General features: G+C 65.4%; 21 protein-coding genes. 9 read left to right on the top strand and 12 right to left on the bottom strand.

The annotated features are described in order from the left end of the window. Positions 1–91 precede the first annotated feature (91 nt). The 4 genes from RN01_RS02115 to RN01_RS02100 are packed head-to-tail and all read left to right on the top strand — an operon-like array spanning position 92 to position 4919. Positions 92–346: a YtcA family lipoprotein gene (locus tag RN01_RS02115; RefSeq protein ID WP_008643890.1), complete on the top strand. Its 255-nt coding sequence runs from the start codon at positions 92–94 to the stop codon at positions 344–346. Continuing rightward, positions 343–1392, top strand: a complete 1050-nt coding sequence (gene mdtN, locus RN01_RS02110; protein ID WP_017515668.1) for a multidrug transporter subunit MdtN — start codon at positions 343–345, stop codon at positions 1390–1392. Before RN01_RS02115 ends, mdtN begins: the two co-directional genes overlap by 4 nt. After that, positions 1373–3364: an FUSC family protein gene (locus tag RN01_RS02105; RefSeq protein ID WP_024570783.1), complete on the top strand. Its 1992-nt coding sequence runs from the start codon at positions 1373–1375 to the stop codon at positions 3362–3364. Before mdtN ends, RN01_RS02105 begins: the two co-directional genes overlap by 20 nt. Beyond that, on the top strand, positions 3357–4919 hold the full coding sequence (locus RN01_RS02100) for a TolC family protein (RefSeq protein WP_024570782.1): 1563 nt from the start codon (positions 3357–3359) through the stop codon (positions 4917–4919). The genes RN01_RS02105 and RN01_RS02100 overlap by 8 nt, the downstream gene beginning before the upstream one ends. 7 nt (positions 4920–4926) lie before the next feature. On the opposite strand, the gene RN01_RS02095 is transcribed toward RN01_RS02100, so the two are convergent. After that, entirely contained in the window at positions 4927–5778 is an 852-nt protein-coding gene (locus tag RN01_RS02095; protein ID WP_017515519.1) for a 3-hydroxyacyl-ACP dehydratase FabZ family protein, read from the bottom strand. Positions 5779–5952: 174 nt separating this feature from the next. Next, positions 5953–7632, bottom strand: a complete 1680-nt coding sequence (locus RN01_RS02090; protein ID WP_024570781.1) for a site-specific integrase — start codon at positions 7630–7632, stop codon at positions 5953–5955. 792 nt (positions 7633–8424) lie between these two features. Here RN01_RS02090 and RN01_RS02085 point away from each other — a divergent pair. Then, positions 8425–9570, top strand: a complete 1146-nt coding sequence (locus RN01_RS02085) for a PAS domain-containing sensor histidine kinase (RefSeq protein ID WP_024570780.1) — start codon at positions 8425–8427, stop codon at positions 9568–9570. Further along, positions 9567–10211 carry a response regulator transcription factor gene (locus tag RN01_RS02080; RefSeq protein WP_008645920.1) on the top strand — a complete coding sequence of 215 codons (645 nt, stop codon included), beginning with the start codon at positions 9567–9569 and terminating at the stop codon, positions 10209–10211. Before RN01_RS02085 ends, RN01_RS02080 begins: the two co-directional genes overlap by 4 nt. A 30-nt stretch (positions 10212–10241) precedes the next feature. Here the strand turns inward: RN01_RS02080 and RN01_RS02075 are convergent, their stop codons facing one another. Beyond that, positions 10242–10694 (bottom strand): universal stress protein, encoded by a 453-nt coding sequence (locus tag RN01_RS02075; protein WP_017514207.1) that lies wholly within the window; start codon positions 10692–10694, stop codon positions 10242–10244. Positions 10695–10892: 198 nt separating this feature from the next. Between RN01_RS02075 and RN01_RS02070 the strand changes: the two genes are divergently transcribed. Beyond that, entirely contained in the window at positions 10893–11741 is an 849-nt protein-coding gene (locus RN01_RS02070) for a universal stress protein (RefSeq protein WP_017514206.1), read from the top strand. Between the two features lie 63 nt (positions 11742–11804). Here the strand turns inward: RN01_RS02070 and RN01_RS02065 are convergent, their stop codons facing one another. Then, entirely contained in the window at positions 11805–13163 is a 1359-nt protein-coding gene (locus tag RN01_RS02065; RefSeq protein ID WP_017514205.1) for an MBL fold metallo-hydrolase RNA specificity domain-containing protein, read from the bottom strand. A gap of 122 nt (positions 13164–13285) precedes the next feature. After that, complete coding sequence (locus RN01_RS02060; protein ID WP_024570779.1) at positions 13286–14110, bottom strand: universal stress protein; 825 nt, start codon at positions 14108–14110, stop codon at positions 13286–13288. A gap of 505 nt (positions 14111–14615) precedes the next feature. Here RN01_RS02060 and RN01_RS02055 point away from each other — a divergent pair. Beyond that, on the top strand, positions 14616–15284 hold the full coding sequence (locus RN01_RS02055; RefSeq protein ID WP_227874127.1) for a helix-turn-helix domain-containing protein: 669 nt from the start codon (positions 14616–14618) through the stop codon (positions 15282–15284). A 20-nt stretch (positions 15285–15304) separates the two neighbouring features. On the opposite strand, the gene RN01_RS02050 is transcribed toward RN01_RS02055, so the two are convergent. Continuing rightward, positions 15305–16246 carry a GlxA family transcriptional regulator gene (locus RN01_RS02050; RefSeq protein ID WP_017515019.1) on the bottom strand — a complete coding sequence of 314 codons (942 nt, stop codon included), beginning with the start codon at positions 16244–16246 and terminating at the stop codon, positions 15305–15307. Positions 16247–16390: 144 nt separating this feature from the next. Here RN01_RS02050 and RN01_RS02045 point away from each other — a divergent pair, with 144 nt between their 5' ends. Then, positions 16391–17191: an SDR family oxidoreductase gene (locus tag RN01_RS02045; protein WP_017515020.1), complete on the top strand. Its 801-nt coding sequence runs from the start codon at positions 16391–16393 to the stop codon at positions 17189–17191. A gap of 33 nt (positions 17192–17224) precedes the next feature. Here the strand turns inward: RN01_RS02045 and RN01_RS02040 are convergent, their stop codons facing one another. The 6 genes from RN01_RS02040 to RN01_RS02015 all read right to left on the bottom strand — a co-directional run bounded on the left by RN01_RS02040 (position 17225) and on the right by RN01_RS02015 (position 25228). Further along, positions 17225–17875 (bottom strand): FMN-binding negative transcriptional regulator, encoded by a 651-nt coding sequence (locus RN01_RS02040; protein ID WP_024570778.1) that lies wholly within the window; start codon positions 17873–17875, stop codon positions 17225–17227. 260 nt (positions 17876–18135) lie between these two features. Then, positions 18136–19143: a DUF58 domain-containing protein gene (locus RN01_RS02035; protein ID WP_024570777.1), complete on the bottom strand. Its 1008-nt coding sequence runs from the start codon at positions 19141–19143 to the stop codon at positions 18136–18138. Between the two features lie 17 nt (positions 19144–19160). After that, positions 19161–20141, bottom strand: coding sequence for a MoxR family ATPase (locus RN01_RS02030; RefSeq protein ID WP_017513186.1), 981 nt, complete (start codon positions 20139–20141; stop codon positions 19161–19163). Continuing rightward, positions 20138–22672, bottom strand: a complete 2535-nt coding sequence (locus RN01_RS02025) for a fused MFS/spermidine synthase (protein ID WP_038316093.1) — start codon at positions 22670–22672, stop codon at positions 20138–20140. The genes RN01_RS02030 and RN01_RS02025 overlap by 4 nt, the downstream gene beginning before the upstream one ends. 189 nt (positions 22673–22861) lie before the next feature. Continuing rightward, the gene (locus tag RN01_RS02020; RefSeq protein ID WP_017513184.1) at positions 22862–23938 is read right to left on the bottom strand and encodes an HAD family phosphatase; all 1077 of its coding nucleotides are present in this window, start codon (positions 23936–23938) and stop codon (positions 22862–22864) included. 63 nt (positions 23939–24001) lie between these two features. Continuing rightward, positions 24002–25228, bottom strand: coding sequence for a formylglycine-generating enzyme family protein (locus RN01_RS02015; RefSeq protein WP_029700515.1), 1227 nt, complete (start codon positions 25226–25228; stop codon positions 24002–24004). Positions 25229–25346 lie beyond the last annotated feature (118 nt).

Genomic DNA, 25346 nt, shown 5'->3' with positions numbered 1-25346 from the left:
CTGATCCATCAGCCCATCGGCTTCCCGAGTGATGCGGATGCCCGGTGCCTTTTCCCCGAAAACCGTTGCCCGGCTTGGACTTCGGGCTCGCATGGCCATTATCGGCACGTTGACTTGTCTACTTGAAGGATGCGCCGGAGCGCCTTCGGTCGGCCTGTTTGGCGCTTATTTTCCATTGTGGCTGTTAAGCGCCGTCATCGGTATTTTCGGCGCCGTGGTTTCCTACCGCGTGTTCGTGAAAACCGGTTGGGCGGAAACCGTTCGTTCCCAATTAATTGTCAATACAGCAATTGGCCTGATCATCGCCGAGATCGTCTGGCTGATCGGTACGGGGCATCTTCTATGAAAATGGCCGGCGTTCAAAAGGGGCCGCTACGCGGCCGGGTCATTACCCTGGCCATCGTGCTGGTGGCCGTGTTGCTTTCCGTCTATGCCTATGAGCGGACCGTGCACCATCCGTCGTCGGACGATGCCACGCTCGACGCCGATGTCGTTCATGTGGCCTCGCCGGTAGGCGGACGCATCGCCCGCATCGCCGTCACCGAGAACCAGCACGTAGCCAAGGGCGACGTGCTATTCGAAATCGACCCTGTGCCTTACAAGCTGGCGGTGGACCAGGCGCGGGCAGATCTCGAACTCGCGCAGGCGGGCCTCGGCACGCGGCGGCGCACCATCGTCAGCGAACGCGCGGCCGCATCGATCGCCTCCGAGCAGACCACACGCGCGGCGCAAAACTACGCCTTGACGGCACGCACGGTGGAACGCCTGCGCCCGCTGGCCGCCGATGGCTACGTGCCAAAGCAGCAGCTCGACCAGGCCCAGGTGGCGCAGCATGACGCGGCGGTCTCGCTCAAGCAGGCGAACGTCCAGCACTCGGCAACCACGCAAGCCATCGGCAACGACGACGACGCCATCGCCGCGGTCCACGCCCGGGAAGCCGCGCTCGCAATCGCCCAGCGCGCGTTGCAGGACACCGTAGTCCATGCCCCGCAGGAAGGCCGCGTCACCGGGCTCTCCGTGCTGGCCGGTGAAGTCGTGATTCCAAACCAGTCGCTGTTCCTGCTCGTTCATACCGGCGAATGGTTTGCCGTGGCGAACTTCCGGGAGACATCGCTGGCCGATATTCATATCGGCGACTGCGCCACGGTCTACTCGATGATCGACCGGCGCAAGGCGATACGCGGCACCGTGACCGGCATCGGCGCGGGCATCACCGATACGGAACGGCTCAACCTGCCGCGCTCGCTGCCCTACGTGCAGGCCTCGGTGAACTGGGTACGCGTCGCCAAGCGTTTCCCGGTTCGCATCCGGCTCGAAGATCCGCCCGAGACGCTGGCCCGTGCTGGCGCCAGCGCAAACGTCGAGATCCGGCATGGCGCAGCCTGCCGCTGACAAGCTGCGCCTCGGCCTGGCCGACATCGGCGCCCTGCTCGCGCCGACGCCCGGCCGGGCGGCCGCCACCACCCGCATCACCGTGGCGAGCGTGCTGACGGTGCTCGTCACCGCCATCTACGGCACGCCGGAAGCCGCTATCTCTGCCTACGTCATCTTCTTCATCAACCGGGAAGATCGCACCGTCAGCATCGTGATGAGTGTGGCAGCGTTGGTGCTGGTCAGCCTGATCATTGGCCTGGTGATCGTGCTGGCCAACTTCAGTGTCGACGATTCGCTGCGGCGGCTGGCCTTCATGGCGGTCCTGTCGGCCGCGCTGCTGTTTCTCACGTCGGCCAGCAAGCTTCGGCCGATCGGCGCCATCGTGGCAATGATCATCGGCTTCGGGCTCGATGAACTCGGACTGGTCCCGGGCGGAGAAGCCGCCACGCGCGCCCTGCTCTACGCGTGGCTGATGGTAGCGATTCCGATTGGCGTCAATGTAGTGGTCAATCTGGTGATGGGACCTTCGCCACGCCGGTTGGCGGGCGACCGGCTCGCCCATTGCCTGCGCATGGCTGCTGCCAGCCTGCGGCAGGAGGACGCCGCCCCCGCCATGCTCGTCCCGCTGCTGCGCGACGGCGCGCAACCCGTCGGCATGTGGCTGAAGCTGGCGAAGATCGAGGGCCTGTCCCGCGCCGAAGACCTTGCGGCGCTGCGACGGGCCGCTGCGTCGACCACGGCCATTCTGATCGCCGCCGACATGGCGCTCCGGCAGCCGAACGCCCGCTTGCCGGCCGCCTTCCGCGCCCCGATCGCAGACACGCTCGATCAGATGGCGGCGATGCTCCAGGCGGGCGGCTACCCGGTGGAAATCACGCTGGCGCTTCCCACGCTCGAATCGCTCGCGCCAGTGCAGCAGGCCATCGCCGTGGAACTGCGTGACGCCATCGTCGGCTTCACCGATGCGGATGCGCCGAGCGCACAGGCCAACGCGGCCCTCGCCGAGGCCCCCAACGCAACGGAAGAGAAAAAAAGCGGATTCCTCAGCGCGGATGCCTTCACGAATCCCGAGCACATCCGCTACGCGCTCAAGACCACCGGCGCGGCAATGTTCTGCTACGTGCTCTACCAGCAACTGAACTGGCCCGGCATCCATACCTGCTTCATCACCGTCTACCTGGTATCGCTGTCGACCGCGGCCGAAACGGTCGAAAAGCTCTCGCTGCGGCTGGCTGGCTGCCTGATCGGCGCGCTGATCGGCACTGCCGCGCTGGTCTATGTCGTACCGTCGATCGACTCCGTCGGTGGACTCCTGATGCTGGTCTTCGCGGGCACATGGGTAGCCGCCTGGGTCGCGCAGGGGTCGCCCCGTATCTCGTATGCGGGCTTCCAGATCGCGTTCGCGTTCTACCTCTGCGTGATTCAGGGAGCCGGACCCGGCTACGACCTGACGATTGCGCGGGACCGGACCATCGGCATCGTGATCGGCAATCTGGTGACATTCCTGGTCTTCACGCGCATCTGGCCGGTCAGCATTTCAGGGCGGATCGAAGCCGCGCTCCATGACATGGTGCGGCAATGGCGGCAACTAATTGCCACGCCTCGGCGCGAAGCACAGCGGCAAAACGCCGCCGCCGCGTTGGCGCTGCATGGCGCGATCACGCAGGACCTGATCCTGGCCAGATATGAGCCGGCATTGGTCGGACCCGGCACTGACTGGATCGAGGCCCGCCAGCGCCATCTGGCAACGCTGGACGCCGTAGCCGGTCCGCTTTTTCTGCTGGCGGAGCGGTTTCCGGGCGATCCGGAGGTCGATCGCCGCCTGCAGGCCGTTCGCATGGATGGCCACGCGCCCGTAACAAGCTCGGCCCCGCTTTCTCCGCAGCATTCCCCGCGCGACGCGCTGCTCGCCCTGGTGGACCGGCATCTCGCCGCTCCGCGCCAGGACGATCCGCCGGCCGCCGCCACCGGATCACCGTTGCATGCCTAGAACAGGATTACCGCTTTTCCCGCTGATGCTGCTCGGCGCCAGCCTTGCCGGTTGCGCGACGGCGTCGCTCGACCTGGCGCCGGAGCAGCCCGATCGTCCGTGGCAGCCAACGACCACGGCATCCGGAGAACTCGTGCCGGGCAAGCCTTCCGCAACGGCCAACACCAGCAAGCCGGCCGACTACCGGCTGCCAGCCAATTCGGCGCTGGCGTCGATCACACCGCCAGCGGCGCTCGATCCGGCGTATCCCTACACGTTGCCCGAGCTGATCGACATGGCCGAATCGGCGAATCCGATCACGCGCGTGGCCTGGAACGATGCACGCAACGCCGCGCTGGCTGCAGGGATCGCGAAAAGCAGCTATCTGCCGCAGATCTCCGCCTCCGCGCTGGGCGGCTACCAGAACGGGCACGGTTCGGTATCGGGCGCGCTCGGATCAGTCGGCACGAATTCTTCGGGCCACGGCGGCGTGGGCGTGCTGTCGCTGCAATGGCTGCTGTTCGATTTCGGCGAGCGCGCGGGCATTGTCGAAGCCGCCGAACAGACTTCGCTCGCGGCAAACATTGCGTTCACGGCCGCCCACCAGCGCATCATCCACGACGTCAGCGTGGCGTTCTATCGCTATCAGGCAGCGCGCACCCGCGCGGGCACCGTGCAGCAGGCCATGGAAAACGCGGATGCCGTGCTGGCAGCCGCCAAGTCCCGCTTTCAGCGCGGTATCGGTACCGTTGTGGAAGTTGCCCAGGCCACACAGAACCGCGCGCAGACCAACCTGGCGATGGTGCAGGCGCGGGGCGCGGAGACCGATGCCTACCTGGCGCTGGTCACCGCGATCGGCATCTCGCCATTGTCGAAGCCGCGCATCGCCGAGATGCCAGTCCGTCCGTTGTCGCCGGCGTTGCATAGCTCCGTCGAGCAGATCGTGGAATCAGCCATCGCGCGGCGACCCGACGTGCTGGGCGCCTACGCAATCGAGCGGGCCAGCCAGGCCAAGGTCAAGGCGGCCGAAGCCGAATTCCTGCCCAAGGTGTTCATGTCGGCGTTCACGTCGTATGCGTCGGGCGGGTCTTCGATCACGGCGATCCCCTCGGTGGCCCAGCAGGCACCGACCGTGAACCTGAATGGCTACCGCTATGGCGCCAGCGTGTTCCTCGGCATTACCGTGCCGATCTACGACGGCGGGCTGCGATCGGCGGTGCTGACCCAGGCGCGTAACGACGCCGACAGCGCGTCGACCAAACTCACGCGGGCCAAGGAAGAGTCGGTGCGCCAGGTCGTGGTCAGTCAGAGCGCGCTCGAAACCAGCCTTGCGGCATACGAAGCCGCCAAGGCCCTGGCCGACGCCGCCCAGATCACGTACGACGCCGCGTTCGCGGCCTACCGCAAGGGCGTCGGCACGGTCACGGATGCCAATCTGGCCCAGAACCAGTTACTGCTGGCGCGGAATGCATCGTCCGACGCGTACAGTGGCGCGCTATCGGCGGCAGCCGCGCTGGCCCTGGCCACGGGAGCGGTCGGCGCGACACCAGAGCCGGGCGGCTGGGCACCGCGCTGAGCGCTGGCTACGCGCCCGCCGAGGGCTGCTCCGGCCCGACCATGACCACGAGACTGCCCACGTGGATGACGGACTCCTTGCCGATCCGGATATCGCCACCAAAGATCACGGCATTGGAGCGCAGGCGTTCGATGCGGACATCCAGCGTCAGTACCGTGTCGTAGGGAATGGTCCGATGCACGGTAACGTCGCGCATCAGACCAACCAGCACCTGCGCCGGCGAGGCGTTGTCCTGGCTCAGGCAGAACAGCGTGACGCCGGCCTGCCCGAACGACTCGATCGCCAGTGAGGCCGGATATGCGGCGGGCGGGTGCGCCCCCAGAATCGGGGATTCACGGTTGATGACCTTCGTGGCCAGGATGTGCTCACGCGGGGTGAAGCTGCGCACGGTGTCCAGCAGCAGGAATGGGTAGCGATGCGGCAACAGGCGGGCGATGTCGGGATGCGTCAGCACCGGTGCCTCGCTGGCCACGTCACATTCGAGCGGCGCCGAAACCGGCTCCGCGTTCGGCACGCACACGATCGTGGCTTGCACACGCGCATTGCCCTGAACCTGCGCCACGGCAAGACACGTAATCTGATCGCCGTCGCGCTCGACGATGGACACGTCAAGTTCGACGACATCTCCGGGCACGACCACGCCGAGGTACTGAACCCGTTTCACGCGCCGCGCCCAGGCCTCCTGGCCGAACGCCTGACCGGCCAGCGCCGCGGCCATGATCAACATGCGATCGAGCATCAACGCGCCGGGGTAAACGGGATTGCCAGGGTAGTGGCCCAGCGCGAACAGATCGGAACCGCTGACAAACAGCCGGTCGCGCAGCGCAGTGGCCGCGCAAGGAATCTCGGTATGCGACATGAGGAGGCTCGACAAGCAGGCGGAATGATCCGTCAGGCTAGAGCACCGAAGCGGCCCGCCGTTTGCGTTGACGCAATCTGATGCAATCTGGGCGATGCCGGGGGGCCAAGCTTGGGAATACCTCTGTCCGCGTTCGCGCCATCCGTCACATGGCCGGCACGTGTCTGTTAGCCGTCACTGGAACGCGTCGTCCATCTGCCTGGCACGCTTCACATCGTCGCCATGTAGATACAGTGACGTGGTCGAGACCGACGCATGGCGCAGGTTGTCGCGCACCGTCGTCAGTTCCGCGCCGCGCGCCAGCGCATGGGTGGCGTGCGTATGGCGGAGCCAGTGAGGGCTGGCGCGGCGCAGCTTTTCGGCGGTGGCCGGGCGTTCGGCTTCGAGCTGGTCGGCGGCGGTGCCGAAGAATCGCTTGATCACCATCCACAATCGCGCTCCGGTGATGCCGCCGGCTTCGTCGGAACCCAGATTGCCGACGATCGGCGTTGTCGGGTCCCAGAGGGCGCGTGTCACCGGCAAGCCCCGCTCGACCAGATAGCGGTCAAGCGCGTTGCGGGCCATCGTCGGCAGCGCTACCCTGCCCGCCTTCGCGCCCTTGCCCACCAGCCGCAACCAGTGATCGCCGTGCACGTCGGTTTCGACATTGCGCAGCGTGGCGCCGACCAGTTCGCTCGCCCGCAGTCCGGTCGCGTATGTGAAATCGAGGATAAAGCGCAGCCGTTGCGCGGCGGAGGCTTCCCAGCCGTATGACCACTCCAGGCCATCCGCGATGCTGCGCGTCAGCAGCCATTCCCCTTCGGAGAACGCGTGCGATACATCGAGCGCCGCTGTCTTGGCGCCGCCCCGCACCTTGATGCCGGCGAACGGGTTGGCCAGCACGTAGCGTTGCTGCACCAGCCAGCGAAACAGCGCCCCAAGCACCTGCAGGCTGTAGGCGGCCGACCGTGGCGACAGCCCGTCAGCAAACGGCTTCCAATCCGTAGCGCCACGCGGCCGGGCCGGCCCTACCCAGCGTTCGCGCGGCGCGGGTTGGCGCAGGAAGTTCCGGTAGGCCGTGGCGTCCTCGGTGGTCAGCGACGACAGCGGCCGCCCGCGCTCGATGATCGCCCACAGGATCAGTCTCTCGGCTTCCTTGCGATAGGCGCGCAGCGTGGACGGCGATTCGTGCAACCCCAGCCACGCTTGCACGGCCGCGTAGTCGTTGTCCGCGTTCAGCGTGGAGGTCTCGCGCGGCGCGCGGAACTGGCCGAGCGAGCCGTCCACCTCATGCGGCAGTCGCCCCATCTTCTCCCAGGGCACGATCACGCCGCGCGGCTCGGCTTCGATCAGCGCCCGCGCGCGGGCCGTCAGTTGTGGATGGCCGGCGAAGAACGCCTCGATTCGCCTGGCGCCTGCCACTCCCAGCCCCGAAATGCCGCGCCACCACTGGCGCCGGCGGGGGATTCGCACAGTGAGGTCAGCCAGCGTGTGAATGTCGCAAGCGCGCAGGGCCTCCACGGCAGCCGGTGCCAGCCATAGGCCGATATCGTCGGAAATCGCCGGTGCTGGCGGCGGCAAGCCACGGAGTGTTTCGATTGCGTGGTCTGCTTCCCTACCCTTTGCCGCCCGTTCGGCAGCCGGGAACTCGAACAATTGCGCAAGATCTTCACGCAGCCGGTAGCGCGCATAGGCGGCAAGCTGCCGGCGAATCCTGCTCACCATCCCGCGCGAGGACTGGCCCGTAGCCCGCGCATCGTCCAGATACCGAGCGACCGCGTCACGCGTGGGAAGTCCCGCATGCCAGGCTCGCAGGGCGGCCAGGGCAGCGGCGTCGGGAAAGTCCATGGGCGTGGCGGTCGGGCGATTCGTCATGGCGGAATCTTAACATTTACCAATGCTGTTGCGATAACTTTTCTTATCGCAATAGCGTTTGCATGGAAGCAAACTCATGGCCGGTGATCTGCGTCCGAGGCACCGCGTAGAGACCCCCCGGCAGAGGAACCCATCGAAAACCTGTCGAGGCGGGAAAACTCAGCAAATACGCCTCGTCCTTTCAACAAACGAGGCGTAGGACGCCCTCAGGCCGACGGCGCGGCGGCAGCGGCGCCCCAATCCCGCTTGTTGATCCTGGCACCGCCCAACGAGACTTTCGATAACAAGCCCGAAACGGTTTGCACAAATGCAATCAGCGGTCTTGGACAATGCAACGCGATCGCCTTCCACTGTCCAGCCTTGCGACTGCACCAAGTGGTGAATGTGGGCCCTGCGGTATTGCGTGATCAGCTCGAGGGGTTATTGGCGACAATATTTCCCACGATAAAAATCGTCCGATATCGTATTAATAGACCGAAATAAGAAATTGAAGTACCAAGACGTCAATCATCAATCGCCACGCCGATTTGGCGACAACCGTATTACTGAGTCCGAAACTGCGTTCCTGCTGCATTCGCAAACTCCTGATTCATCCATGGCACCCCCTTGACGCTGCCTGAGCCTGGATTGCGCGTACGCCCCAGGCACAAAACCGGTTTTGCGCTTGCTCGATGGATATTGGGCACACGCGTGGCGCCACCCCCATGTTTCATCGCATAATTACGAATACAGATTCTGGCTGGTGCAGCAAATCGCCCGCCACCGACCACGAATCCAGGACAGGAGTTGGGAATGGGGCCGGAAGCCTTGACGGGCACCGATGACAATGGCGACCGGCGAATCGCCGAAAACGAAGCACGGCTGGCGGGAATCATCCGTTCGTCGATGGAAGCCATCATCTCGGTGGACGAAGAACAGCGCGTGGTGCTGTTCAACCCGATGGCGGAAACGCTGTTCGGCTTGCCGGCGGAACAGGCCATGGGCCGCCCCCTTGGCGATTTCATCCCCGCCCGTTTTCGCACTGCCCATGCGGCGCACGTCACGCGTTTTGGCGTGACCGGTGTTTCCGACCGGCAGATGGGGCGCCAGCTCACGCTGCACGCCCTGCGTCAGGACGGAACCGAATTCCCGATCGAAGCGTCGATCTCGCAGACCTCCGATGGTGCCGGACACAAGCTTTTCACGGTCATGCTGCGAGACGTCACCGCCCGCGTGCGTGCCGAGGCAGCGCTGCAGCGGTCCCGCGAGGAACTCCAGGCGCTGTCGGACAGCATCCTGGCCGCGCGCGAGGACGAAAGCCGGCGCGTCGCGCGTGAGCTTCACGACGATCTGGGCCAGCGCCTGAGCGCGCTAAAAATGGATCTGGTGATGCTGGAGACCGACTTGCGTGCCGACTGCGGCGCCGTGCGCGCGCTCGAACAGGTCAGCGCCATGCACACCGTCATCGACGAAACCATCGCCGCCGTGCGCAGGATTTCTTCCGATCTGCGCCCGGCATTGCTCGATGAACTGGGCCTCGCTGCCGCGCTGGACTGGCTGGCCAAGGATTTCAGCCGGCGCTACGCGATTCCGGTGAGCACGCGGACCCCCGAGGAAATCGACGTCACCGAACAAGCCGCCACCGCTGTGTTCCGGATCGTCCAGGAGGCGCTCAACAACGTCGTGCATCATGCGGACGCCAGCGAGGCCTGGGTGACGCTGACCCACCAGAACCAGAACCACGATCACGACCAGTACGTGCTGCGCGTGCTCGATAACGGGCGCGGCTGGAACGGCCAGCCGAAGGATGGCGCGCGACGCTCGTTTGGCCTGCTTGGCATCCGGGAACGGGCACGCCTGCTGGGTGGCACGGTGTCCATCGAACATTCGCCCGGTGAGGGCTTCGAACTCGTCGTCACGTTTCCGGGTCATCCGGATTGCAAGGAGACCCAGGCATGATTCGCGTGATCATTGCAGACGATCACACTGTGGTGCGCAACGGATTGCGCCATATCCTCGAACGCACCAGCGACTTCGAGGTGGTTGGCGAAGCAGCCCGCGGCACCGAGGTGCCGCAACTCGTGCGCGAGCTGTCGCCGCATGTCATCCTGCTGGACCTGTCGATGCCCGGCCGGAACGGGCTGGAACTGATCCGGCAGCTGCGGGCCGATCATCCTGCACTACGAATCCTCGTGCTGACGATGCACGCGGAGGAGCAGTATGTGGTCCGCGCCTTCCGTGCCGGCGCGGCCGGCTACCTGACCAAGGAAAGCGCGGCGACGGAGTTGGTGGAGGCGCTCAGGAAGGTGGCCGCGGGCGGCACCTACGTCAGCCCCGCCATGGCCGAAAAGCTGGCGCTGGGCCTGCAGGAAAAGCCCGATGCGCCGCACGAAGGCCTGTCGGATCGTGAACTCGAGGTATTCCGGCGCATCGTCGATGGCGAGTCGCTCACGCAGATCGCCGCCGCGCTGTGCGTCAGCGCCAAGACGGTCAGCACCTACAAGATGCGCCTGATGGAAAAGCTCCAGCTTCGCAGCGACGCCGCGCTGGTCCGCTATGCGATCGAGGCAAGGCTGTTCGGCGACGAAGACAAGCTATAGCGTCGCGGTCGCCAGCCAGAGCCCCGTCGTTCAGGCCGACTCGCCGCGAATCAGCAGCACCGGCTTGCTGGTCTTGGCCACCACACCTTCAGAGACGCTACCCATGATCATGCGGCGCACACCGCGTCGGCCGCGTGTACCCATCACGATCACATCGGCTGGCCAGCGGTCGGCATAGCCGACGATCGCGCCGGCGATGTCACCCGGCACCACCGACTTCTCTGCCAGTTCGGTTTGAAACCGCACGCCAGCGTCCTGGAGACGGTGAGCGGCGGCAGCCAGGGCCTTCCTGCCGAAGTCCGTCAGCCCATTCAGGATGTCCTGCGGATTGACGAAACCTGCCTCAAGGAACACTTCGCCCTCGTCCACCACGAACAGGACCTTCACCTCCGCGCCCATGCCCTTGGCCAGCCCGGCCGCCTGCGCAATGGCCAGGTCGGAAGACGGGCTGCCATCCACGGCAACCAGGATGCGTTCATACATATCGGTCTCCTCAGTCCGGGCCACCTGCCCTCACTGACCCAGCATAGGACGTGCCAAGGCTCCATGGTTGATGTATCGCAAGATGACCCGAGCCGACCGAATCAGGCGCTCTTGATCTGTCGCAACCATACGCGGCACATCACGCATACATTTGAGACCCAAATGGCGCCGAAGCGCCTTGCTTTTTCAGGAGACCACATGGACATCTCGGCGATCATGGTCCACGTCGATGCCTCGCAATCAGTGGAGGCCCGGCTCTGTCATGCCGTGGCGCTGGCCGGATCGTTCAACGCCACGCTGATCGGCCTGCTCTCGCTGAGCGCGGACGAGCCAGCGTGGGTCTATCGCACCGCGGACGGCCGCCGCGAGCGCCAGGCCTACGAGCCGGATCTTGGCGCCGCATGTGAAACCGCCCGGGAAGCCTTCGACATCGCCACCGAAGCCGCGACGTTTGCCGTTGACTGGCGCGTCGGCGAGGGCGCGCCCACCGACGCCATCCAGTGCGAAGGCCGGCTGGCCGACCTGCTGATCGTCGGCCAGCCGAATCGATCGAACACCGACAGCGAAGTAGCCCGGCACTTCGTCGAGACGGCCATTCTTTCGAGTGGCCGCCCGGTGCTGGTCATTCCTCAAGGGCCGCTGCCATACGCCTCCACCTTCCCCTATGGCTCGATCGTGGTGGCCTGGAACGGTACCCGCGAATCCGCGCGTGCGCTGCATGACGCGTTGCCGTTGCTCAAGCGTGCCACCCAGGTCGACGTGGTGTCGTGCATTCCTCCGCACGCGCGCCGCAAGGCCGAACTCTCCCCACCCGCCTACGCGGCAAACTGGCTGGCTCGGCATGGCGTGCACGCGAGCATGGTCGAGATGGTGCTGGAACGATCGGCCGATATTGGCGAGTCACTGCTTGCCATCGCCGGCCAGCGCCGGGCCGACCTGCTGGTCTGTGGCGCATATGGACGGGGACTGCTGCGCGAGGAACTGCTGGGTGGCGTGACGGACACCGTGCTGCGCCACGCCACGATTCCCACCCTCTTTTCCTACTAGCCGCGCCGACACCCCTTGCTCGGGCGCTCAGTCGAGCGCTCAGTCGAGCGCTTAGTCGGGCGCCTAGTCGAGCCTATAGATACCCCGGTACTCGGGCATCGTGACACCCCAGCGCAGCGAATGCTCGATGCGCTGGCGTAGCGCATCGGCGGCACCGGGCTCGCCATGCACGATGAACGTCTGCCGTGGCGGCGTCCCGATGGCACTCATCCAGTCCATCAGCCCATCCGCATCGGCATGTGCCGAAAAATGGCGAATCTGTTCGACTGAAGCACGCAGTTCGACTTCGCGCCCGTGCATACGCAATGTGCGCTGGCCGGACGCCAGCGCCGCCCCCCGCGTTCCCGCCGCCTGGAACCCCACCAGCAGGAAAGTGCTGCGCGGGTCCTGCCCGAACGATTCAAGGTGATGCACCACGCGCCCGCCCGTCAGCATTCCGCTACCGGCCAGGATGATTTTCGGCTGATCCACCCGGTTGATGCGGATCGACTCCTCCATGCTCCGGGTCGGAATCGCCACCGAACAAGCAGCCGCGCACGTTTCGGGGTCGATGCGCAGTTCGTCCGTGTGCTCGGTGAGAATCCGCGTGGCTTCGATGGCCATCGGGCTGTTCAGATAGATGGGCACATCGGGAAAGCGCCGTCGCTGGCGCAGCCGGTAGAGGCAATACAGCAGCAACTGGGCGCGGCCAACCGCAAAGACGGGAATGATCACGCTGCCGCCCCGGGCAACGGTCTTGCGGATGATATCGGCCAGCAGCTCGATGGGATCGCCCTCTGGATGCAGGCGGTCACCGTAAGTCGATTCCACTATGAGGTAATCCGCCGCGGTGGGCGGCTCCGGCGGCCGCATCAGCATGTCGTCCTGCGGGCCGAGGTCGCCGGAGAACAGGATGCGCCGGCCCTTGGCATGGATCGTCACGCTGGACGAGCCAAGAATATGGCCCGCGCGATGAAACTCCGCTTCCACACCGCGTGCGATTGTCACCCGCTTGCTGTAAGGCGCAGGCTTCAGATGTTCCAGCGCATGCATGGCATCCGCCACGGTATAGAGCGGCAGCGCCGGTTGATGACGCGAATACCCCTTGCGGTTGGCATAGTTGGCGTCTTCTTCCGCCAGATGGGCGCTGTCCGGCAGCAGCAGGCCGCAAAGCTCCGCGGTTCCCGTCGTACAGTGCACGCGCCCCTTGTAACCGCGTTTCACCAGCAGGGGCAGATAGCCGCTGTGGTCGATATGCGCATGTGTCAACACCACGGCATCGAGACTGTCCGGGCTGATTGGAAAGCGATCCCAGTTACGTAGCCGCAGAGACTTGTAGCCCTGAAACAGTCCGCAGTCGATCAGCACCCGCGCTTCTCCGGTGTCGAGCAGAAAGCGCGAACCGGTCACGGTGTCCGTTGCCCCAAGGAACTGGATGTGCATGGTCTGTGATGTTGGTGTTGGTGTTGGTGTTGGTGTTGGCGTCGTCAGTAGCGGTGTTGTCAGTATTGCCGTAGCCGTTCACTGGCTTTGAAACGATGGCAGAACAGCACGTATCACGCGCTTCAATGCGACATCAGCAGTGGCACCGGTACGTTGCGCAGCAGCGTACGCGTGGTTCCGCCCATCACGAGTTCGCCGAGCCGTGAGTGGCCGTAGCCGCCGGTCACCAGCAGATCGGCTGCCTCGTTGCGCGTCACGCGCATCAGGCTGTCAGCTGGCGACGCGGCCTCGTCGATACGCAGCGAAGCGCTGACGCCGTGATCGGCCAGCCAGCGCACGGCCTCGGCCGCGCCATGCTCGTTCGGCCCCGCGCCGCTGAGCACCACCTGCAGGATCACACGCGATGCCAATGCCAGTAGCGGTAACGCATCCCTCATGGCGCGCGCGGCTTCGCGCCGGCCGTCCCAGGCCACCACGACGGTGCCGCCCGGCACCAGACTAACGTCGGGGGGGATTACCAGAATCGGACGGCCAGAGTTCAGCAGCACATACTCGGCGGAAGTGGCCATCAGCGCCGGCGTATCTTGCGCCAGCGACGGTGGCGCCGGCAGAATCAGATCGCTGCTGACACCGCGCGAGGTCAGCGCCCAGCCCGCCTCCTGCTCGACCACCACGTGTGAAATCTCGATGCCCCGCCCACGTCGCGCCACTGCCGCATCGAGCGCCGCGGCATCGGCCTGTTTCAGGTTGCGCAGCATGTCGGCGCGCATCTGCTGATAACGCGCGGTCTCCTCGCCGGCGCTCCGGAATGGATCCAGCAAGGTGCCAGTGGCGGTCAGTCCGACGACCCGGGCGGTGAACAGAGACGCCAGCGTCAGCGCGGCATCCAGACGCGCATCACGCGCGGGATCAGCGGCAAGATCGACGAGGATGGTCTTGAAATCCATGGGGGCTCCAGGCAAGGGGGCGATCGGGCGGCAAGAATGGATACCGTCTTGTGCACTTTAATCGTCAAAGATGCTCCGCGCTTGCCTCAAGTCAAATACATGACAGCCAGGAAACCAAACATTGTCGGTGCAAGTCGCGGCAATCAACCGGCTGAAGGAGGACTCAATTGAAGGCGAACTACCTTGCCTCGGCTATCGGGAGCACCTGTGCTGCACGTAGGTAATGCCTGGCCTGTCAGGTAAACCTTACAGGTGCGCTCCAGACCCTGACACAGGTATCAGCCGACGCTGATTTCAGCCTTTCCGATCACAAGGCATACTTCCGCGCAGATGGGGAGTTATTCAGATCAAAGAACCTTGATTTGGCGGTGAACGCCTGACGGCCCCAGGGGAGAGCATCATGTATGAAGTGGTAGAGGGGTCAACCGTCGAAGCAGGAATGGATGGGGCATGCACCGGACATGCGCACGCGCCGAGCACGACGCGGCATTTCCAGGCGCGCTGCATGGATTGCGGCCTCCGCCGCCTCTGCATCGCCTCGTCACTCGAACCGGAGGAGCTTCCGCAACTGGAAGCCGTGGTCAGCCACTGGCGCATGGTGCATCGTGGCGAGTACCTGTACCGCTCCGGCGACAAGTTCCAGAACCTCTACACCGTCCGCTCGGGATCGCTGAAGACCGTGGCCACCCACGCCGGCGGCCATGAGCACGTCACCGGCTTCTTCCTGCCGGGAGAAACGGTCGGCCTTGGCGCGATTGGCGAAGGCGAGTATGACTGCGACGCGATCGCGCTCGAAGACAGTGCCGTCTGCGTGCTGCCGTTCTCACCGCTCGAAGGACTGTGCCGCGACGTCAAGAGCGTGCAACAGCATTTCCATCGGATGCTGAGCCGCGAGATCCTGCGCGAGTCCAAGCAGATGATCCTGCTGTCGGGCATGACTTCGGAACAGCGTGTCGCGGCATTCCTGATCAACGTGTCGTGCCGCCTGCAGGAACGCGGCTATGCTTCGCGCGACTTCACGCTGCGCATGACCCGCGAGGAAATCGGCAGCTACCTCGGCATCAAGCTCGAAACGGTCAGCCGCACGTTCTCCCGCTTCCAGCGCGAAGGCCTGATCCGCGTGGATGGCAAGCGCATCGAACTGTTCGATATCGAGGCGCTCGCGGCCATCTGAGCCGCTGGCACCCGCGCCTGCTACTCACGGGCCTCCCGCCGCACCGCCTGCGGCGGCACGCCGAACCCCCGCAGGAAGGCCTCGCGCATATGGCGCCGGTCTCGAAAGCCGGCCTCCCGCGCCACGACTTCCAACGGGTGGCGACTCTGTTCGATCATCAGCCGCGCCGCTTCCAATCTCAGATTCTCGATCGCCTTGGCCGGCGACTGCCCGGTCTCCGCGGTGAACACGCGGCTAAACTGGCGTGGACTCAGATGCACCGTCTCCGCCAGTTCCTCCACCGTCAGTGCCTGGCTCAAGTTCTTGCGCGCGTAATCCAGCGCATTCTGGATACGGTCGGATTTCGGCGCCATATCCAGTAGCTCCGAGTGCTGCGACTGTCCGCCCGAGCGCCGCTGGTGCATCACCAGCTTGTGGGCGACCGATCGCGCGATATCCGCGCCGAGATCCTTTTCGACCATGGCAAGCGCCAGGTCCAGCCCGGCCGTCATGCCCGCCGACGTCCAGATCGCGCCATCGACGATGTAGATGCGATCGCCCTCCACCTTGATGTCCGGATGGAGCCGTTGCATGTCGCGCGCGAAGGCCCAGTGCGTGGTCGCGCGTCGGCCATCGAGCAGACCGGCTTCCGCCAGGATGAACGCCCCCGTGCAGATCGACGCCGTCCGGCGCGCACGCGGCACCGCCTTGCTTACGAACGCCAGTACCGGTGCGGGTGTTGGCTGCGCGGCTGGGTCGCCAACGCCGGCCAGCACCCAGGTATCCACCGCCACGCGCGCGCTTGCCGCGTGCGTCTCTACCGTCATCCCCAGCGAAGACACCACCGGACCACCGTCGATCGAGTAATTCCTGATGCGGTAGAAGGGCTCGCCGGCGACAAGATTCGCGTACTCGAAGACGCTCTGCGTCGCCAGCGCCATCACCTGAAAACCGTCTGTCAGCAGGAAGCCGATGTTGTGCATGATTGGCCTCGTTGGACCCATGTCCTAAAACATGACCATAATCGTCATTTCTGCCATGGTCAAGTCGCCTTACGATGCAACGCATGGATTCGACGTACCGCGATTTTCGAATCCCCATCGCAACGACATCGCAAGGAGAACACCATGACGCAAACCCATCTCGGCACCGCACTGATTACCGGCGCATCTTCTGGCATCGGCGCCATCTACGCAGACCGTCTGGCACGCCGCGGCTATGACCTGATCCTCGTCGCCCGCAATCGCGACAAGCTCGACGCCCTGGCCCGGCGCATCACTGACGACACGCAGCGCGTGGTCGAAGTCTTCCCGGCCGATCTGAACGACCGCCAATCGCTCGCGCGGGTGGAGGAAAAGCTGCGGCAGGACGCCAGCATCACGCTGCTGGTCAACAACGCAGGCGTCGGCACGCACACGCCGCTGCTCGACAGCAATGTCGATGCCATGAGCCGGATGATCGACCTCAACGTCACCGCGCTGACGCGCCTGACCTATGCCGCCGTGCCGGGCTTCGTTGCGCGCGGCCGTGGCGCGATCATCAACATTTCGTCGATCGTCGGCATCGCGCCCGAAATCCTGAACGGGGTGTACGGCGGCAGCAAGGCGTTCGTACTCGCATTCAGCCAGTCGCTGCACCACGAACTCGCGGCCAAGGGGCTGCGCGTGCAGGCAGTACTGCCGGGGGCGACCGCCACGGACTTCTGGGAAACCGGTGGCCTGCCGATCGAACATCTCGACAAGGCGATCGTTATGCCGGCTGAAGCGATGGTCGATGCGGCGCTGGTAGGCTTCGATCGTGGCGAGCTGGTGACGATTCCACCGCTGCACGCGATCGAGCAATGGAATGCGTATGAAGGCGCGCGCCAGGCGATGGCGGGCCAGCTATCGACCAACACTCCCGCGCCCCGGTACGCGACGGGACGCTGAGAGGCGGAAGGTAAAGGGTGGAAGGCCCGGGAACTACTGGGTCTCGCCCCGCTCCTTGGCATCTGCGCGGGCCAGCATCGCTTCGCCGAGCATTGTGCTGCCCTGCTCGGCCAGCGCCGTGCCCGCGCCACGGATGTCGCGCACTTCCTTGTTCTGACTCAGCTTCAACTTGCCTTCCAGCCGCGTGACCTCGATCTCGATACCGACGATCGCCTTCAGCATCGTGTCGACGAAATCAGACGGGGCGTCGGACATCTTCCACGGCCTCGGTTGCGTGGCCTCGTGCGTGCGCGTCAGATGGGCCACCACGCCGCGCACGAAGCGCTCATCGTCGCGAATCGTGATGCGACCGTGCGCGTGCACGACCATGTAGTTCCACGTGGGCACCTGCTTGTGGGCCTCGTGCTTGCTCGGATACCAGTTCGGCGAGATATACGCATCAGCGGCGCGGAAGATCACCAGTACCTCATCACCGTTCGCCACGTCCTGCCAGACCGGGTTCGCACGGGCAACGTGAGCCTTCAGCATCCCATTCGGCCCTTGCGAGGGATCGAGATGGAAGGGAATGTGATTCGCATCCAGACCGTTCCTGCCATGCGTGACCAGCGTGCCAAACGGATACGCGGTCATCAACGCATGGAGAGCCTCAGGGCGCGATTCTTCGAAATGGGCAGGGACGTACATGAGAGTGCGGGGCGTGGGGGTGTAGGGTTCGGAATGCAGGCATTGTCATCGGAAACTGGAGCCGAGTGTAGCCGCAGTTTGCGGTTATCGCCCACACGCTGATCGAGAACCGCAGGCTCAGCGGCATCGGCCCAGACGTTGACCCAGACGTTGACCCAGACGCTGCTTCTTTTTCGGCAGGTATCCCCGCCAGTTGTGCTTCGCCGTCATAACGACCAATTGAGGGGACCTGGACTGCACATCCAGCCCGAAGCTGCGTTCTATGCCCTGCCGCGCCGTGGCGACGCGTCGGCAGGGTATCCCAGCAGCCGGCGCAGTTGCAGCGCCGTATCCTCGGCTGCCGATACCGGGAGCAGCGGCACGCCAATCCCGTTGTGCCACTCGACCAGCGACGCATTGTGATCGTCCGCGAAGCGGTGAATCGCGCTCCGGAGTGTCTCCCGGCCAAAGCCGAGTTCCACCTGCAGTTCCCCGTCGCTGACCACGAGGTGACCGGAATCGGGCAGGTTCAGCAGGAACGGGTCATAGACCAGCACCGACAGCATGTCGTTGCGACGGCGCAGTTCAAGCATCAGGTCGCGGGTCTGCGCATCGTTGCCGCTGAAGTCGCTGATGACGATGACCAGATAGTCGTGACGGGCCAGTTGCAGCGCGTGCTGCAGCGCCGCGTTCAACTGGCTGGCGCCCTGGCTGGCCGGGGCGTCCGCGCGCAGCGCCTGATTGTGGCGCGCCAGTTCGCCAAGCAGGTGGAGCACGCCGTGCTGGCTGCGCTGCGGTGTCAGCGCGGTCACCTCCTTGTCGCCGAAGACGACACCGCCCACGCGGTCCCCCTCCGCCACCATTCGCCACGTGGCCAGCGCGGCCACTTCCGCCGCCGCCACCGATTTCATCGCACGGCGGCTGCCGAAGAACATGTTGATGCGCTGATCCACCACCACCAGCGCCGGACGCTCCTTTTCCTCGGCATAGACCCGCACGTGCGGCTTGCCGGTTCTCGCCGTCACGCGCCAGTCCATCGTCCGCACGTCGTCCCCGGGCAGGTAGGGGCGCAATTCCTCGAAGGCCAGCCCACGGCCCCGCACGCGTGACCCGTGGCGCCCCGACAGCAGGCTGTGCACGGGCTGGCGCGACAGAAAATGGAAATCCCGCGCCGCAGCCTCAAGCGCGGCCAGCGATGCGGTATCGACGTTGACGCCGGGCGTGGCGCTGGACGGGAGCGTCTTGTGCTGGGCCGGCGAGCGGCCGAGTGCGGCAGTATCGGGTTTCATAACGAAGCCGGATGGCCTCAGGCCACCGCCACGCGCTGCACCAGGCGGTCGATGACCGCGTTGGCGCTGACCCCCGCCGCGTGGGCGTCGTACGAGAGGATCAGCCGGTGCCGGAACACGTCGTGCACCACCGCCTGCACGTCCTCGGGCGTGACGTAGTCGCGCCCGCGCAGCCAGGCGATCGCCCGCGCGACCTTGTCGAGACCAATCGAACCACGCGGGCTCACACCCACCTCGATCCAGCGTTTCAGATCGTCGTCGAGACGCGCGGGATCGCGCGTGGCCTGCACAAGCGCGACGATATAGCGCTCCACCGGTTCGCTCACCTTGATCTCGTGGATTTGCCGGCGCGCGTCGAACACCGTTGCCGGGGACATGCGGGTTTCGCTGCGACCGGCACCACCCTGATGGGTGTCCGGTTCTTCCTCGGCACGCGCCAGCCGGATGATCTCCGCTTCGGCATCGGCCGCGGGATAGTCGACGTTCACGTGCATCAGAAAGCGGTCCATCTGCGCTTCTGGCAGCGGATAAGTGCCTTCCTGCTCGATGGGGTTCTGCGTGGCCATGACCAGGAACAGCCGTTCCAGCGGGTGCGTATTACCGCCCACGGTGACCTGCCGCTCCTCCATGGCTTCGAGCAACGCCGATTGCACCTTGGCCGGGGAACGGTTGACTTCATCCGCAAGAATCAGGTTCGCGAACAGCGGACCCGGCTGGAAGCGAAATTCGCCCTTGCCGCCTTCGCTGTAATAGATGTCCGAGCCAGTGATGTCGGCGGGCAGCAGGTCTGGCGTGAACTGCACGCGCGACAGCCGCGCGTCGAGATGCTTCGCCAGACTCTTGATGGCACGGGTCTTGGCCAGCCCCGGCAGGCCTTCCACCAGCAGGTGCCCGTCGGCAAGCAGTCCAAGCAACAGTCTCTCGATCATGCGTGCCTGGCCGACGATGGATTCGCCCATACGCGCCTGCAGCGCCAGAAAATCGTCGCGAGCGCTCATTGCGCGCCTCCCGTGAACCAGTTGTAGTACGGATTGCCCGGATCCTCGCGCATCACCTGCGAGATATCGCGCATCCATTGCTGGCGGTCGCCCAGGTATGCATCAAGCCCGGCGCGATAGAACGAATGCAGGTTGGCCCGCTCGCGCCGGATGGCGACTTGCAGCGCGTCGTCCGCGCCTTGCAATTGCGGTTCGGACGAGAGATTCAGCAACTCCTCCAGCACGGGCGGGAACGACTGCTTGCGCACCCAGCCCGAGTATTCGATGCGCGGACGGTCGTCCGTCACGGCGGGCGCGTCGCTGGCAAACCAGTCGAGGCCGGTGCGGTCGGTCACGTAGGTAGCCAGCAAGGCGGCAGGCGATGCCACGCCGACGGACCGCAGCGCCGCGCTGACCCCGGCATCGGCAAAACGCGACTGGATACGCGCCACGTCAAGCGTGACCGGCTGCAACGATCCAACCAACAGCATCTCGTGCAGTTCGGTGGTCCAGAGCGTGGCGTGCGGGAACACATCGAGGAAGCTACGCACCAGCGAGCGGGTGTCCTCGGGATTCTGCGTCGGCAGGGGCAGCCATTGCGCCACGATACCGCCCGTCTCCAGACGCTGCGCGGCGAGACGATAGAAATCACGCGAGTACAGGTTCACGACACCGCTGGCCGACGGCGGCGGCGGCTCCAGCGTGATCAGGTCGTAACGCTGGGTGCTTTGCAGCAGCTCGCGCCGGCCGTCGCGCAAGCGGATGTCGACACGTTTGTCGCCAGTCACGCCGTAGTTGCCCTGGAAGTTCGGCGCGGCACGCACCACGGCGGGCAGCAGTTCGGCCACTACCCGATGCTCGAGCCCCGGATACTGCAGCAGCGCGCCAGCGGTAATGCCGGTCCCAAGGCCGATCACCAGGGTCGAGCGCGGTGCGCCGTTATGGATCAGCAGGGGCAGCAGCGCCTGCAACCGCATATAGCGCAGCGACGTCATCGTATCGCCGGAATTCGAGACGCCCTGGATATAGAGCCGGCGGAACGGTTGACGGGCCTTGCCCTGCTCGACCACGGCCACCGTGGCGCCGCGGCTTTCCTCGTAGAAAACAAGTTCACCGCCGCGCGTCTGCGCCAGCAATGCGGCAAGCCGATCGGCCGGCGTCACCACGGCCACGATCAAGGTCACCACGGCCAGCAACGGCACGGCCACCCGTGCGAGGCGGTGCACGCCGGTGCCGAATGCGGTAGCCAGCACCGCCACGACGCCGCTCGCCACGGCCAGCACGCCGAGCGTATGGACCACGCCGATCCACGGCACCAGCACGAAGCCGGCCAGCACCGAGCCAGCAATGCCGCCCAGCGTATTCACTGCAAGCACGGCGCCGAGCCCTGAACCGGGGCGCGAGACATCGACGGAGAGTCGCACGACATACGGAAACGCCGCGCCAAGCAGCACCGTCGGCACGAACACAATACAAAACGCCGCCATGCCAAAGCTCGCGCACATGGCGGCAAGCTGGCTGCCGGTGGCACCGAGCACGCGCTGCGACACCACGGACTGGGCGACCGGGAGCCATTCACCCAGCCATGCGAACTCGACCAGACCCGCCAGCCCCGCGCCGACAACCAGCGCCGCGAACACACCCCAAGGGTCCCTGGCTCGATCGACCTTGCGTGCCACCAGCGCGCTACCAAGCATGAGGCCCGCCAGATACGTGGCGAGCATCACCGCGAACGCGAATGCGCGCGTGCTCAGGAACTGGACAATGGCTTGCGACCAGACCACCTCGTAGCCAAGCGCGATACCGCCGGCCAGGGCATAAAGCGTGAGCGCCAGTGCGCGCTGCCCAGTCCTTGGCGTTGCCTCGGCTTGCGCCTGTGGCACGGTCTGGGTGGTCGCTTTGGGGGCGCGGCGGACCATCCAGTACGCGCCGAGTGCGGCCAGCAGGTTCAGCGCGGCTGCCGCGCAGGCGCTACCCGTGACGCCGAACGCAGGAATCCACACAAACCCGGCGAGCAGCGTGCCCGCAATGGCACCGGCCGTGTTGGCCGCGTAGAACCGGCCGCCGTGGCCGCCGAGTTCGTGCTCGGCGGGCGTCACCGCCCGGAGCAGCGCCGGCAGCGTGCCGCCCATTGCGACCGCGGGCAGGCCGACCAGCAGCACGGGAAGCGCCCACGCCACGGCCCCCGCGCGCAACTGCAGCCATGCGAACGGCGCCGCCGCATGAGCCAGCGCCAGCGTCGCGCCAATACCCAGCAGGGCGATGGCGACTTCGAGCCAGAGGTATAGCCGCCAGGCGGACGTACTGCGATCGGCATGACGGCCAACCAGCCAGCCGCCAAGCGCCAGGCCCGCGAAGAACGCGCTGACACCGGTGGTCACCGCCTGCACCTCGACGCCGACCACCAGCGAAAGCTGCTTGATCCACAGCACCTGATAGACCAGGCCCGCGGCGCCGGACAGGATCAGCAGCAACGCGGGCCATCGCCACGCGGTCGACCGCGGCACGGCTGCAGGCTCGGATGCTTGGGCTGGCCGCCGTTTCGCACGCATCCCCTGCCCCAGCTTACGGTCGGCTGCCGTCACGTTTCTTGCCGCGCTTGTTGCCTGTGAAGTCTGCCAATCGAGGGCTCCGCTATTGTTGGTGTTGGTGTTGTGGTTTGTATTGTTCCGTCCGCGCTGGCAACGCAACCCCAAGGGTCAACCGAGGTGTCAACCGAGGGGGCAGCCTGAAGGGGCATTTCACGGCTTCGCGGCGGGATAGATCTGAGCCCAGTCCTTCTGCATGCTGATGACGGTCCAGCCACGCGTCGTCGCTTCGTCAAGCGCCCTATCGAGCTTGCCGATCTTCGACTGGCGATCGTAGGCGAACTCGCGCTGGGCATCGTCGTGGTGGACCAGCATGGCCAGGCGCGCGCCGGTGCCGGCCATCGTGTATTGCAGCATCTGCAGGTCGCCGTCGGAGTTGCCCACCGCCAGGATCGGCTGGCGGCCAATCTGGCGATAGATGCCGACCGGCTTGCCCGGGCCATCGTCGATGAAGTCGAGTTTAGGACCACGCATCAGCACCGGCTTGCCGTCGCGGACGTCATAGGTGATGGTCTGGGTCGAGCCAACCACCTGCTCAGGCGGAATCCCGTACACGCGCTCGGTCCAGGGACGCATGAACTCGATCGTGCCGCCGGACACGATATACGTCTTGAAGCCGTTGGCCCGCAGATACGACAGCAGTTCCAACTGCGGCTGGTAGACGAGATCCGTGTAGCGCCGGTTGAGCTTTGGATGCCGCGCCGTATCGATCCATGCGCGAATCGTGCGGTCATATTCGTCGACGGTCATGCCGCTGTTCGCCGCCGTGATCAGGGGCAGCAACCGCTTTTCCTCGCGCATGAGCCCGGCCATGTCATTGGCCATCAGCGCCTTGAACGCCGGATTGTTCTTCCATTCCGGATGCGAAGGTGCCGCCGCCTTGACCTGATCGAGCAGGAAGAAGAACTGGAAATACAACGGCTGCTCGCTCCACAGCGTGCCGTCGTTGTCGAACACGGCGATCCGTTCAGCCGGGGGCACGTAGGTCGGCGAGCCCTGCTGCGTCACGTCGGCCACGAACTTGATGATCGTCTTGCGCGTGGCCCCATCGCGCCAGGACGGCAGTGCCGCCTCGGCATTGACGGCGGTCTGCGCCGATTCCTGCGTGCCGCCAGACTGCGGCGCGCTGGATGCGCATCCACCCAGCGTGGTGGCGGTGGCGCCAATGACAAGGGCCGCGACCGCGGTATTGATCCAGCGTCGCAACCACGGTGCGCGGGCATTTTCCATCAGGTTCTCTCCGGTTCAGTGCGTCTCTTGTATGGCGGCTTTGCGGCTTGCGGCTTCGATGCGTTATTTCTGCACGTTCTGCTGCCCGCCCGCGGCCATTGCCACGGCTGGCTGCTTGCGAACTTCCGCCCAACGGGCGTCATCCATCACGAGCCGGAAGCCGAGGTGCGACATGCTGGTGTATGGGTCGGTACCGCGCCGGGCACTCGGGCGGTAGCTGAGGCAAAAGTCCTCGTTGCAGAGGAACGAGCCACCGCGCGTGACCCGCTTGGGCGCCGACACCGGCACGCCCGGTTCGGTCGGGTCCCACGAATCGGTCGGGCCGGTCGGATTCTGCGGCACGGCCGCCACCGTGGCTTCGCGGCGGAACTGGTCCGCGCGATACCAGTCGGCCACCCACTGCCAGGCGTTGCCGGTCATGTCATAGAGCCCGTAACCATTGCCTGGAAACGTGCCGACAGCACTGGTGCCAGCCGCGCCGCCCGCCTTGGCGCTGACCACCGGGAACGGCTGCACCTGCTGGCCCTGCCAGACGTTCGCCATCTGCCGGCCATCCGGCGCGAACTTGTCGCCCCAGGCGTAGGTGGCCTGCTCCAGGCCGCCACGGGCGGCAAACTCCCACTCGGCCTCGGTGGGCAGACGCTTGCCGGCCCACTTGGCATACGCCTGCGCGTCTTCATACGAGACCTGCACGACGGGATGATTGTCCTTGCCGTCGATCGAGCTACCCGGGCCGGTCGGGTGACGCCAGTCCGCGCCGGGTACGAAGCGCCACCAGCGCCAGTATTCGCGCAGCGGCACCGGGCTGTTGGTGCCGACGAAGACCATCCCGCCCGCAACCATCGCACTGTCAGGCGGGCGTGGCGTGCCGGCCGGAAGCTGAACCCTCAGCGTCTCCCAGTCCGGCTTGCGCTCCGCCGTGGTCAGGTAGCCCGTGGCCTCGACGAACTTGCGAAATTCGGCATTGGTGACGTGGTGCTGATCCATCCAGAAGGCCTTGACCTGCACCTTGTGTGCCGGGCGCTCGTTGGCCTGGGACATCTTGTGGTCACTACCCATCAGGAATTCGCCGCCCGGGACATGCACCATGCCGGCCGGGCCGTTGACGCCGTCGCCCGCGCGAATCGACGCGGGGTCCACGCCCTGCCCATTGTGCCGGCTATACCAGACCGTGCCGGCTGCGCCCGCCCCGGCCATCCCTACGACCAATGCGCCCAGCCACATCCGCCGCCGCCACGATGACGGCGCCGCGCTCGCAGCCGCCGCTCTTTCCTGCTGTTTACGTGCCATCAGTGTTCCTTGCCCGGTGCAATCCTGAACTCGGGCAGTATGAGCATCCTGGCTCGGCGAAGGAATGCAATATTTTATTGACTGATCTGAATGATTTTTTACAAGATTCTTAATGGCG

The organism is Cupriavidus sp. SHE (assembly GCF_000812445.1).
Taxonomy (GTDB): domain Bacteria; phylum Pseudomonadota; class Gammaproteobacteria; order Burkholderiales; family Burkholderiaceae; genus Cupriavidus; species Cupriavidus metallidurans.
This window is presented reverse-complemented; position numbering and strand designations above follow the sequence as displayed.